The 11,985-nt window shown below is 59.8% G+C and carries 10 protein-coding genes; 7 read left to right on the forward strand and 3 right to left on the reverse strand.

Annotated features, from left to right (window positions below; translation table 11 throughout):
* The 3 genes from FHX05_RS25145 to tssH form a co-directional block, all read right to left on the reverse strand.
* On the reverse strand, positions 1–549 hold the full coding sequence (locus FHX05_RS25145) for a hypothetical protein (protein WP_183875244.1): 549 nt from the start codon (positions 547–549) through the stop codon (positions 1–3).
* 117 nt (positions 550–666) lie between these two features.
* Positions 667–1,143 (reverse strand): type VI secretion system tube protein Hcp, encoded by a 477-nt coding sequence (locus tag FHX05_RS25150; RefSeq protein WP_069613675.1) that lies wholly within the window; start codon positions 1,141–1,143, stop codon positions 667–669.
* A gap of 65 nt (positions 1,144–1,208) precedes the next feature.
* A complete protein-coding gene (gene tssH / locus FHX05_RS25155) occupies positions 1,209–3,956 on the reverse strand; it encodes a type VI secretion system ATPase TssH (RefSeq protein ID WP_183875246.1) in 2,748 nt (915 codons plus the stop codon).
* Positions 3,957–4,201: 245 nt separating this feature from the next.
* Between tssH and tssA the strand changes: the two genes are divergently transcribed.
* The 7 genes from tssA to tssF all read left to right on the forward strand — a co-directional run bounded on the left by tssA (position 4,202) and on the right by tssF (position 11,977).
* Positions 4,202–5,224 (forward strand): type VI secretion system protein TssA, encoded by a 1,023-nt coding sequence (tssA, locus tag FHX05_RS25160; protein ID WP_348648342.1) that lies wholly within the window; start codon positions 4,202–4,204, stop codon positions 5,222–5,224.
* Between the two features lie 105 nt (positions 5,225–5,329).
* Entirely contained in the window at positions 5,330–5,842 is a 513-nt protein-coding gene (gene tssB / locus FHX05_RS25165; RefSeq protein WP_183875250.1) for a type VI secretion system contractile sheath small subunit, read from the forward strand.
* Between the two features lie 108 nt (positions 5,843–5,950).
* The gene (gene tssC / locus FHX05_RS25170; RefSeq protein ID WP_183875252.1) at positions 5,951–7,429 is read left to right on the forward strand and encodes a type VI secretion system contractile sheath large subunit; all 1,479 of its coding nucleotides are present in this window, start codon (positions 5,951–5,953) and stop codon (positions 7,427–7,429) included.
* A 47-nt stretch (positions 7,430–7,476) separates the two neighbouring features.
* The gene (gene tssC, locus FHX05_RS25175) at positions 7,477–8,880 is read left to right on the forward strand and encodes a type VI secretion system contractile sheath large subunit (RefSeq protein WP_183875254.1); all 1,404 of its coding nucleotides are present in this window, start codon (positions 7,477–7,479) and stop codon (positions 8,878–8,880) included.
* A complete protein-coding gene (locus FHX05_RS25180; RefSeq protein ID WP_183875256.1) occupies positions 8,877–9,701 on the forward strand; it encodes a type VI secretion system accessory protein TagJ in 825 nt (274 codons plus the stop codon). Before tssC (FHX05_RS25175) ends, FHX05_RS25180 begins: the two co-directional genes overlap by 4 nt.
* Positions 9,694–10,203, forward strand: a complete 510-nt coding sequence (tssE, locus tag FHX05_RS25185) for a type VI secretion system baseplate subunit TssE (RefSeq protein ID WP_112338713.1) — start codon at positions 9,694–9,696, stop codon at positions 10,201–10,203. The genes FHX05_RS25180 and tssE overlap by 8 nt, the downstream gene beginning before the upstream one ends.
* Positions 10,196–11,977, forward strand: a complete 1,782-nt coding sequence (gene tssF, locus FHX05_RS25190) for a type VI secretion system baseplate subunit TssF (RefSeq protein WP_183875258.1) — start codon at positions 10,196–10,198, stop codon at positions 11,975–11,977. Before tssE ends, tssF begins: the two co-directional genes overlap by 8 nt.
* The last annotated feature ends 8 nt before the right edge of the window (positions 11,978–11,985 follow it).

An 11,985-nucleotide genomic window follows, 5' to 3' on the forward strand; every position in this document is an offset into this window, starting at 1 on the left:
TTATCCCACCAGTGAACCTGCCGAGCCAATAGTGCCGGCACTCCCGATCTGTTGCTTACGACCGCCAACCAGATAGACGATTTGGAACAGGGTGCCGTTCGGCAGCGTCTCGTGCATGCCCGGGCCATAGAGAACCTGCGGCGTCAGGATCTTGCCGATATCGGCACGGTTTGGCACCGTCCCGAGCAGATAGGCACCGCGTGCCATCAAGACCCGTGTTTCGCCGTCTGTGACCGAATAATTGAATTGCGCAACAAACACCGAATGATGGTTGGTGTCCATTTCGCGAATGATGTGTGCTTCGTTGTTGCGCAGCCATCGTTGGAGCCAGTGCGTCAGCGACATCTCATTGGCTTTTTCGGAAAACATCCGGAAAAGCGATGCGGCGGCTCCCATCGCCTGACCGCGCGCCGCAAATTCGCGGGGTCCGCTCTGATAGGAGAAATAATCGTAAGATGGGCCGCGGCCTGCACGCTTTACGGAGGGAAGATCGGCCTGCTTCACCGGTGCCATTTGCAACGCCGGCGATGAAACGGAGAAATCTACCATGGCAACCTCTTCAAGAAATGTTTTGCCGGGACATGCCAACCGCCGCTGAAGCTGCGATCTGGCAGCGGACGCGATTCCGGCGCGCTGGTGCCAACGCGCCGGAAAGCGATGCCAAACTCAGGCAGCCTTGGTCGTTGCCAGGTCGTAGGACGCGATCATCGGCGACTGCGGCGTCTGCGAGTCGTCGTAAGGCGTGTACTTCACTTCCATCTTGGTGAAGTTGAGCTTGATCGTCTCGACCGGACGGTCGCCATTGGAATCGACCGAATAGCTAGCGATCAGCGTGTTGGTCAGCGTGTACTCAATGTAGGTATCGCCCGGGTTGCCGGTCGTTACCAGATGGATCACGGCCTGCTTGCCGGTGCGGCCCGAGCATGCTTCCTGGAACAGCTTCGTCGACGAGGAATCGCTGACCTTGGTCAGGATAACTTCCGAAACGGTCGGCTCGGAAGCTTCGCGGTTCGCAGCCGAGCCGGCTGACGTCTTCATGTTGCGCGAGACATTCCAGTGAATGACTTCAATGTCCATCCACTTCTTGTGCTGCTCGTGGGTTGCATCACCCTGAATTCCGTCGATCTGCAGATAAATCGGCATGCTCTGAAGTCTCCTGTTGAGATTTGAATTCGCCCTTTCGCTGCAGGGCGGGTTTACCCTTCCGTCTAATGCCGCATCCGGGCGCTGTGTTCGTCCGGGGCTGCTTTATTCGCCGTGCCGCCTTCCTCGGGGCCAGCGAATTCGTGGTCGCCCACCGGATCCTCCTCAATGAGAAAGCGGTGATCGTGAAAGCCGATGGTGATGGCGCCAACCTTGCGCCCCTCCGCAACCGCGTCGAGGAAGAAGGTCGAAAGCTCGGGCAGAAGATCGCGTCCGATCATGGTTTCGATGGCGCGCGCGCCCATTTCGCTCGCCTTGGCACGGCCCACCAGTACGTCGCGGGCATCTGAGGCAAGCGAAACGCTTGTGCCGTAGGAAAGAGCGACGCGATCGCGGATACGGCCGATCTGGATGTCGACGATCCCGCTCAGCGTCTCGCCATTCAACGGCATGAAGGGCAGAACGGTCGTGCGGCCGACAAAGGCCGGCTTGAAGTGCTTCTGCAATTCGGGAAGCAGCAGTGCTTCCAGCGCCTCACCTTCAGGCATCGTTTCCGGGTCTGCCGCCAAGGCTGCCAACAGTTCGGAGCCGGTATTGGCGGTCATCACGATAGTGGTGTTCTTGAAATCGATGTCGCGGCCCTCGCCGTCGCGCAGCGTTCCCTTGTCGAAGACCTGATAGAAGACTTCCTGGACGCCCGGATGCGCCTTGTCGATCTCATCCAGAAGCAGCACGCCATAAGGACGACGGCGAACGGCCTCGGTCAAGACGCCACCCTCACCATAGCCGACATAGCCGGGCGGCGATCCGAGCAGCAGCGAAACCTTATGCTCCTCCTTGAACTCCGACATGTTGATGGTCGTCAGATATTGACTGCCGCCATAGAGAAGATCAGCCAGCGAGAGAGCCGTCTCGGTCTTGCCGGTTCCCGACATGCCGACGAGCAGAAAGACTGCCGGCGGACGGCGCGGGTCGGAAAGGCCGGCGCGGGCAGACCGCATGGCGGCCGAAATCCGCGCAATCGCGTTATCCTGTCCGAGCACGCGCTCCTTCAGCCTTGCATCAAGCGTCTTGACGGTTTCAACCTGGTCGGACAAGAGCTTGCCAACGGGAATGCCGGTCCAGCGTGCCACGATTCCGGCAATCACTTCCTTGTCGACCACGCGGGGCACGAGAGGGGTTTCTCCGGCAACGTCGGCAAGGCTGCGCTCCGCCTGTAGGAGGGCTGCACGAGCAACGTCGACGGATGAGCCATTGGGCTGGAAGAGAGCGACATTGTCGCGGCGCAGGCGAACGCCATCTTCGGCCACTCGACCATCGGGATCGGCGAGCGCGGATTCAATACGATCGGCTTCGGCCGACAGCCTAATTTCAGCGTCCAGCTTGGCCTGCAACCGCTCGATCTCACTGACCGCCTCGCCCTTTTCGCGTTCGATAATGGCAAGACGTTCGACGATATCTGGGGTCGGCGGCTCGGCGGAAAGGGCAGCGGCTTCGACCTCCAGCATCTCCAACTCGTTGCGCAACTCCTTCAGCGCCTCGGGAACGGTCTGCCGAGCCAGTGAGACGGCGGCCGCAGCGGTATCGATGAGGCTGATCGCCTTGTCGGGCAATTGCCGCGCCGGAATATAGCGCGCCGAAAGGTGGACGGCGGCTGCCAGCGCCTCGTCGCGGATGCGTACCTTGTGGTGTGCCTTGAAGCTGCCCACGACGCCGCGCAACATGCGGATTGCCGTTTCCTCGTCGGGCTCGAGCACCTGAACTGCCTGGAAGCGTCGGGTCAGCGCAGCATCCTTCTCGATGTAGCGCTTGTATTCGCTCCAAGTTGTCGCTGCGATCGTTTTGAGCTCACCGCGCGCCAGCGCCGGTTTCAGAATATTGGCGGCATCCCCCTGCCCGGTCTGTCCGCCGGCACCGATCAGGCCATGCGCCTCATCGATGAACAGAATGATCGGCTCGACCGATGCGCGCACGGCCGCGACGACGCCGTGCAAACGGCGCTCGAACTCGCCTTTCACCCCGGCGCCAGCCTGCAGCAGGCTGAGATCGAGAAGAAGAATCCGTACCGGCTTCAACATGTCCGGCACGTTGCCTGCAGCGATCTCCAGCGCAAGCGCCTCGGCAACAGCCGTCTTGCCGACACCCGCTTCGCCGACCAGCATCGGATTGTTCTGGCGGCGACGCATGAGGATATCGATCACTTGGCGCAATTCGCGATCACGCCCGATAACCGGATCGATACGTCCGAGCTTGGCATCTACCGTCATATCCCGCGTGTACAGCCGCAGGAATTCGTTCTCACCGGCGGCGGCAACACTTTCGGAATTCTCTGGCAATGACGATGCTCCGTCGGGAGCGGACGTTGCGTTCAACTTTTTTTCAAGCGCGTTGCGATCAAGGCTACGCAGCGAAGGCGCCATTCCCCGCGCCATGATTCGCAGCGACTGATCATCGATCAAAGCGGTCAGAAGATCGGCGAGCGTAATGCTGTTGCGCCCACATTGAAGCGACGCGACGAGCCATGCCTCGCGCATCAGAGCGAGCAAATTTTGAGAGAGGACCAATGCCGCTCCATCGCCTCGCGGCAGCTCGGCGATGGCGCTATCAAGCTCGGTGCGCAGCGCTGCGGAAGAAACGCTAAGTTCTTCAAACAAAGAGCTAACTTCGGATACATCCAGCAACGATAGTATCCAGTGTGCGACATCGACATTTGCGTGGCGATCACGTGCTGCGAGCGATGCTGCAGTCTCGAGACCGACGCGCAATGCTGGCTCAAGCGTTCTGATCAGACGATTGAGATCGATATTCGACACCTAGAAGTTTCCTCCCTCTGGTTTCATTTCAACCACACGCTCCAAATCGCGGCAACAACTAGGGCGGTTATTTCCATCCGTCCAGATGGAATACAAAAAATTTTTCACGTGGTCAAAAAATGGAATCGTCATAAATCTGTTGCAGAATAGACATGGTTGACAAAGGAACATATCGGTCTAACTATCTCGCGGTCAAACGATGTAGTTTGCGATATGGAGTTAATTCCCTGCTCAGCGTCCGAGATATAGAAAATCCATTTGACGAAAATGTGCCTTGCGGAGACAATATTCGCAATAATACTTCTTTGCGCGAAATATACTATAGAATAAAGGATGCGAGAAACCAGGCTCGCGCAGCAGAGCGAGGTATATCACCGGGTGAAAATATTAGCATCTCGCCTCTTTGGACAGATGTCAGCAATCTCGGATTGCAGATTATTTCTTCGAAAAGTAAGGATCTCGAAGTATTAGCATGGCTGGCTGAGGCGGAATTACGTCTGCGTGGTTTCGATGGGTTGCGAGACGTCTACCATGCAATCGCGTCGCTTTTGGACAAGCATTGGGAGAAGTTTCATTCTGTCGGCGCCGACGATATCGAGGAACGACTTGCGCCGCTTTCAGGCCTCAACGGCATCGGCGGCGAAGGATCCATCATCCAGGCGATCAGGCTGTCGCCCCTCGTTCCGGGTGCGAAATTCGGCCAGTTATCCCTCTGGGATTTTCAGTTGTCGCAACGTCCCAACGAAGTGAAACGCCGTGACGAACTGAGTCAGGCGGCCCTTGAAGCCGGTACGGCCGCGATGAGCTCGCATCTCGAAACGGTCAATGGCTGCATTGCCGCCTTCGACCGGCTCGTAGCCGTTCTGAATGAGCACTGCGGGCAGATGGCACCGCCAAGTTCCAACACGCATAATGTTCTGCAGGAGGCAGCCTTGGCGCTTCGCTCTCTCGCCGGCATCGAATCGTCTGACGCCGTGGCCCCAATGGAATCACAGCCAGAGGGCGGCGAGCAGACGCAAACCTCGCGCGCGTTGAGCGCGGAACAAATCAGCTCGCGCGAGGAGGCCTTCGAGCTGTTGCTTGCCGTCGCGCGGTACTTCCGCCGCACCGAACCACACTCTCCGATCTCGATGTCGATCGAGACGATGGTCAGGCGCGGCCGCATGGATTTTTCCGAACTATTGGCCGAACTGCTGCCAGAGCAGCAAACCCGCAACGCCGTGCTGACGGCGGCGGGCATTCAGCTGAAATCGAACAAGAATGGGTGAGAAATACAACCGTTCTTCCGAACTTTTTGCAACCGGCCCTTTCCAAAGTCGAGTTGCGCCACATCTGAAGAGCGAATTTGCCGCTGGCATGGAAGGAGAAACTTTATGGCGAGTGTTCACGAAAAGCTGGAGCGAGTGCGCAAGCCCAGGGTCCACATCAAGTACGAAGTGGAAACCGAAGGCGCCATGGTCGTGAAGGAATTGCCGTTCGTCGTCGGCGTTCTCGGCGATTTCTCTGGCAATCCGACCCAACCGCTGAAACCGTTCGGCGAGCGCAAATTCGTTCAGATCGATCGCGACAATTTTGACGACGTCATGCGTCGCATGACGCCTGGTCTGAACATCTCTGTCGAAAATACACTGGAAGGCGACGGCTCGCAGCTCCCCGTCTCGCTGAAATTCGAAAGCATGCAAGATTTCGAGCCAGGTTCCATCGTCAGTCAGGTCCCGGCGCTCAAGGCCCTTCTCGATGCGCGCAATCAGCTCCGCGACCTCATGAGCAAGGCCGACCGTTCGGAAGAGCTTGAGCGGCTGCTGGAAGACGTCCTGCAGAACAAGGCCGATCTTTCCAAGCTGATGTCCGAGCTCGGATTGGCCGAAAAGCCGGCCGCAAGCTGATCGTCGTCGGCGATCAGCCAAGGCCGATCGCCCAATCCCGTTTCAAGCGGCCGGTAGCGACGGATTTCAAGCTGCATCGATATCGCCGCATTTCCGCAAGGATCGAAAATGAGCGCTGAAAGCCAACTGAAGACCAAAGAAGCCGAGTTCGCGCCCGAGGAAAATCTGCTGTCGCAGATCGTGGCCGCCACCAGGCAGACCGAACCCGATCGTGCTCAGGATCTCCTGAGAACGCTGACCGATCAGGCACTCAAAGGCACCGTCACCTATGACCGCAACCTGACGGTAACGCTCAACAAGGCGATTGCCGAGCTCGACCGGAAAATTTCCCGACAGCTTGCCGCGATCATGCAGTCGCCTGAATTCACCAAGCTGGAAGGCAGCTGGCGCGGCCTGCAATATCTCGTCAAGAACAGCGAAACCAGCGTCAACCTGAAGATCCGTGTGCTGAACGCCTCCAAGCGCGACGTCTCCAAGGATCTCGCAAAGGCCGTGGAGTTCGACCAGTCAAGGCTCTTCAAGTCGATCTACGAAGACGAGTTCGGCACGCCGGGCGGCGAACCCATGGGCGCCCTAATCGGTGACTACGAATTCGACAATTCCTTCGACGACGTGCAGACGCTGCAGTCGATTTCGTCGATTGCGGCCGCAGCCTTCGCGCCGTTCATTTCGGCGGCAAGCCCTCGCATGTTCGGCTTCGATGACTATCGCGAACTCGCCCGTCCGCGTGACCTGGAAAAGATCTTCGAAACGGTCGAATACGCCAAGTGGCGCAGCCTGCGTGAGAGCGAGGATTCGCGCTTCGTGACACTTGCCCTTCCCCGCGTGCTTGCCCGCATGCCCTATGGCCCCAAGACCAATCCGATCGACGACTTCGCTTTCGACGAAACCGATCATTCGAAGACTGGCGAGCTCGATCACAACGCCTACTGCTGGATGAATGCGGCCTACGTAATGGGAACGCGGCTGACGGATGCCTTTGCCCAGAGCGGCTGGTGCACGGCGATCCGGGGTGCGGAAAACGGCGGCAAGGTCGAAAACCTGCCGATGCACATCTTCTCGAGTGACGATGGCGACCTCGACCTCAAGTGCCCGACCGAAGTCGGCATCACCGACCGTCGCGACGCCGAGCTCGGCAAACTCGGCTTCCTACCGCTCTGCCACTACAAGAACACCGACTATGCCGTGTTCTTCGGCGCGCAGACGACACATAAACCGAAGCTTTACGACAAGCCCGAAGCAACGGCCAACGCCGCGGTATCTGCGCGCCTGCCCTACATGATGGCTACCTCGCGCTTTGCCCATTATCTGAAGGTCATGGGCCGCGACAAGATCGGCTCCTTCATGGAAGCGCAGGACTGCGAAAACTGGCTCAACCGCTGGATCGCCAACTACGTCAACGCCAATGACGATGCCGGCGAGGAATCGCGTGCCAAGTATCCGCTGCGCGATGCGAAGGTGACCGTCCAGGAAGTTCCGGGCAAACCGGGCTCCTACAACGCCGTCGCCTGGATGCGCCCCTGGCTGCAGATGGAAGAGCTGACCACTTCGCTCCGCATGGTCGCCCGCATTCCGAGCAAGAACTAGGAGAGGTAGCGCGGCGATCTCCTCGCCGCGCACCTTCAGTCAGCGCCATGACCGCGACAACGACGGAACCGAGAGCAACCTGGCCGCGTCAGGTGCATCGCGTGATCGCCATGATCGACGATGCGCTCAATAGGCAGGTCAATGCCATTCTGCACCACCCCGAGTTCCAGGCAATGGAAGCGCGGTGGCGCGGGCTTGCCATGCTCATGCGTCACACCGGCCGATCGGAAGAAGTGAAGGTCAAGATCCTCAGCGTCAGCTGGGCGCAATTGACGCGACATCTCGAGCGGACGACGGAATTCGACCAGAGCCATCTCTTCGAGCTGATCTACAGCCGCGAGTTCGGCATGCCCGGTGGAGAGCCCTTCGGTCTGCTGATCGGCGACTACGAGCTTTCCCCACAGGGGCCGGCCGGCGGCGATGCGGTCGGGGCGCTCACTCAGATCGGCATGGCGGCGGCAGCCGCCTTCTGCCCGTTCGTCGCCGCCGCAGCACCACAGGCCATCGGCCTGCAGCAGTTTGACGAGCTCAATCGTGTCCAGGATTTTTCCTGGCTTACCTATGATCCCACCCGCATCCGCTGGAACGGGCTTCGAGCCCGAGAGGACTCCCGCTTCTTGGGTCTTGTCGCCCCGCGGATCCTGATGCGCGCGCCCTATGAGGCGTTTTCGCGCGAGCGCGACGATCAGTTCCCCTTCCGCGAAAGCATCGCAGCCGATGGCAGCACCTTGCTCTGGGGCAATGGCGCCTTCGCGTTCGCGATGATCGTCATCCGCAATTTCATCGAGAGCGGCTGGTTCGCCGATATTCGCGGCGTGACGCAGGACGCCGTCGACGGCGGCATGCTGAGCACGGAGGAACTTGCACCCTATGATCTGGGCATCGAAAGCAATGGGTTGTCGCAGCAGGCTCCCGTCGAGATACGCCTGACGAGCGGACAGGAGCAGCAGCTGTGCGAACTGGGCATCGTCCCTATAGCGACCACATATCTCTCTTCCTCGGCAATCTTCAATTCCAATCAGTCGCTGCATGCGCCGCCGCATTATTCGAGCGAGCACGCCCGGCAAAATGCCCGCATCGCTGCGATGCTGCAGTATGTGCTCTGCGCCTCGCGCTTCTCGCACTACCTCAAAGTCATCATGCGCGATGACATCGGCAAATTAGCCGATAGAACATTGATCGAACGCAAATTGAATGATTGGCTGTCGACTTACACGCTTGGCAATGACGACGCCGACCTGTCGCTGCGCACGCGTTTCCCGCTGCGTTCGGCCGGCATCAGCGTCGATGAAATTCCGGGCAAGCCAGGCATGTTCGCTTGCATGGTGCGGCTGCAGCCGCATTTTCAGCTCGATGACGTTTCGACAAGTTTTCACCTCATCGCCGAGACAGCGAATGCGACCTACGCGTTCTCCGGCTCTGCAAACACGCCGCAAAGGATGTCCGCATGACGCTCTCCGCCAGGATCGCCGAAGCTCTCAGCGAAAACACACTCGATGATGCCATCGAGCAGGCGAAGGCACATGTCAAAGCAGCGCCGACGGACAAGGACGGCAGGCATATCCTGATCGATCTCTTGATCCTTGCCGGCGACTACGCTCGCGCCGACGCGCAGTGCAACCTTGCGACGACATTCGCGCCGGAAGATATCATGGGCTTCGCCATACTGCGCAATCAGCTGCGCGGGATGGCGGCGCGTTCGGCCTGGTTTGACGAGGCGGCCGCGCCGGACTTCCCGAACGGACCGACAACCCTCGACCAAGCGGCACTGAAGGTGGCGATCGCCGACCGCGACCATGCCTCGGATGCGGCCGCGGCATTGCAGTCTCTGGAGGAAGTCAGGGGCGAACGGCCGATGCGCTGGAATGGTCAGCTCGTTTCGGACTTTCGCGATCTGGACGATCGGATTCCCCATGCTCTAGAGGTCATCATGACCGGAGGCTCCTATCTGTGGATCGACTTTTCTAGGATTGCCGCCCTCCGTGCCGAGCCGATCGCTCGCCCCCGTGATCTTGCTTTCCGCAGGGCCGAGCTCGAACTCGTCGACGGGGCAAGCGCGCCCGTGCTGCTGCCGGCGATCTATCATGGCACGACAGGTGCAAAGCTGCTGCTTGGCCGCGAGACCGAATGGGTCGACGAGGCGACGGGCATTACGACCGGCCGCGGCCAGAAGTGCTTCCTTGCGGGCGACGATCTGGTTTCCTTCCACGATCTGAAGTCGCTGGAGGTTGCTCCAAGCTCTGCCGAGACGAGGCGTGCCGCCCATGGCTGATCCGTTAGAGCGCTACAGGCCGCGGGAAAGGATCGTCGCGAGGTCGATCATCGATCGACTGATCGACGAGGACCCCGATCGCCTGCAGGATCCGCCACTGACACAGGCCGAACAGCTGCGCGAACTGCGCGAATGCATTCGCCGCGACCTTGAGGCACTGCTCAACACGCGCCGCCGCCCGACTGCGCCGCCCTCGATTTACGATGAATTGGGCGATGCGCTGGTATCCTTTGGTGTCGACGGCATGGTCTCGGCAAATCTCGTCACCGATGAAGCCAAAAGTCGTCTCGCGCGGCTGATCGAGCGGCGTATCGCGCTGTTCGAGACGCGGCTTTCCGATGTGCAGGTCAGCATCCTCAAGAGCCGCGGGAGCGGCGAACGCGCACTGAGGCTGCGCATCCACGCAACCTTCCGTGTGCATGAGGGCATGCCGCCGATCAGCTTTGAATCGACGATCGATCCTTCGACCCAGCGCTTCCTGGTGGAGGCCAATAATGGCTGACGGTTTCCTGCAGCGTTATAATGACGAGCTGGCTGCGATCCGTCGGCGTGCCGCGCGTTTTGCCGACGCCTTCCCGAAAATTGCCGGCCGACTACGCCTGACTGGCGAGGTTGCGGACGATCCGCATGTCGAACGGCTGATCCAGAGCTTTGCCTATTCGGCGGCCCGCGTGCGTCAGAAGCTCGACGACGAGTTTCCGGAGTTGACGGACGGGCTGCTGGAAACGCTCTATCCGCATTATCTGGCACCGCTGCCCTCAATGAGCATCGTGCGCTTCACGCCAAGCAGCACGCTGGCATCGGTGCAGACCGTGCCGCGTCATACCGAAATCTTCGCAGAGCCGATCGGCGGCGAGAGCTGCCGTTTTCGCACGACACAGGACACACAGGTTGCGCCGATCGAGATCGTCTCGGCATCGCTGACTGGCCATCCCATCAGTGCGCCGCCATCTACTCATGGGGGTGCGGCCGGTTGCCTGCGCCTTTCGATCCGTGCACGGGACACCAGCAGGCCGCTCAGCGAGATCGGCGTGGACAGGCTGCGGCTTCATATCGGTTCGTCCTGGCAGCATGCCGTCGCCATCCATGAGCTTCTCGTCAATCACACGCTCGGCATCGCGCTTGCCCACCACGCCGACGACCGAGCCCCTGTGATGCTGCCGGCGAAGGCACTTCGCCCCGTTGGCCTCGAGCCGGACGAAGCGATCCTGCCCTATCCAAGCTCGAGCTTTACCGGCTATCGTTTGCTGACGGAATTCTTTGCCCTGCCGCAGAAATTCCTCTTCATCGATATCGTTGGCCTGAAGGCCTGGCGTGGCGAAACGCTGGAAATCTTCATCTATCTCGATGAAACCAGCGCCAAGCTGGAGCGCGCCATTTCCGCCCGTGATTTCGTCTTGAATGCCACTCCGATCGTCAACCTGTTTCGCCAAAACTGCGAACCGATTGCGCTCGACGGCACGCGCACGGAATATCGCGTGCTGCCCGATGCCAGGCGGCAGAAGACGCGTGAGATTTATGCGATCGAGAAGGTGGTCGTATCCGCGCGCACCGGAGACGAGGAACAGTGCCAACCCTTCTTCGGCCGCAGCTTGAAGGGCGGAGCCTCATCACTCTTCTGGCAGTGCGCGCGCCGTTTCGATGCCGACGACCACACCTCGGATATGGAAATCACGTTCGTAGACCGCGCTCGCCGGGCAAGCGGTCCCCTCGACAAGATCGCCAGCATCGATGCGCTGTGCCTCAACCGCGAGCTGCCGGAGCAACTGCCTTTCGGCGGTGGCCATCCCTATCTGCAGCTGGCCTCAGGCAGCGAAGCTGTCGGCTCGGTCGAAGCCCTGATGGCACCCACTCCCTCGGTGCGGATGAATGAGCAGCAAGGGCGCAACTGGCGGCTCATGTCGCATCTCCAGCTCAATCATCTTTCCATCTTCGACAACGACGGCGCCGCACTGAAGGATATTCTGTCGCTCTATGCCTTCAGGGATAGCCGCGAAACCAGACTGCTTGCCGACGCTCTCGTCCGGGTCGAAGCCAAAAGCTCGATGACGCGGCTTGGCGGCGGCGGGATGGTGACGGGTACGGATATCCGGCTGGAATTCGATCCGGCCGCCATCGACAGGCCCTCAGCCTATCTCTTCGGTAGTGTCCTCGACCGGTTCTTCGGGCTTTACACCTCGATCAACAGCTTCACTCGCCTTTCCATATCGATGAAAGGGCAATCGAAACCAATCGCCGTCTGGCCGGCTCGCGCCGCCGAACGGCCCTTGTTGTGACGAAGAGG

This window comes from Rhizobium sp. BK491 (genome assembly GCF_014194925.1).
Taxonomy (GTDB): Bacteria; Pseudomonadota; Alphaproteobacteria; order Rhizobiales; family Rhizobiaceae; genus Rhizobium.

Excerpts from the sequence above, each read along its gene's own strand:
- FHX05_RS25150 (WP_069613675.1), bottom strand. The coding sequence starts at position 1,143 with ATGCCGATTTATCTGCAGATCGACGGAATTCAGGGTGATGCAACCCAC.
- FHX05_RS25145 (WP_183875244.1), bottom strand. The coding sequence starts at position 549 with ATGGTAGATTTCTCCGTTTCATCGCCGGCGTTGCAAATGGCACCGGTG.
- tssB (WP_183875250.1), top strand. The coding sequence starts at position 5,330 with ATGGCGAGTGTTCACGAAAAGCTGGAGCGAGTGCGCAAGCCCAGGGTC.
- tssC (WP_183875252.1), top strand. The coding sequence starts at position 5,951 with ATGAGCGCTGAAAGCCAACTGAAGACCAAAGAAGCCGAGTTCGCGCCC.
- FHX05_RS25180 (WP_183875256.1), top strand. The coding sequence starts at position 8,877 with ATGACGCTCTCCGCCAGGATCGCCGAAGCTCTCAGCGAAAACACACTC.
- tssF (WP_183875258.1), top strand. The coding sequence starts at position 10,196 with ATGGCTGACGGTTTCCTGCAGCGTTATAATGACGAGCTGGCTGCGATC.
- tssE (WP_112338713.1), top strand. The coding sequence starts at position 9,694 with ATGGCTGATCCGTTAGAGCGCTACAGGCCGCGGGAAAGGATCGTCGCG.
- tssC (WP_183875254.1), top strand. The coding sequence starts at position 7,477 with ATGACCGCGACAACGACGGAACCGAGAGCAACCTGGCCGCGTCAGGTG.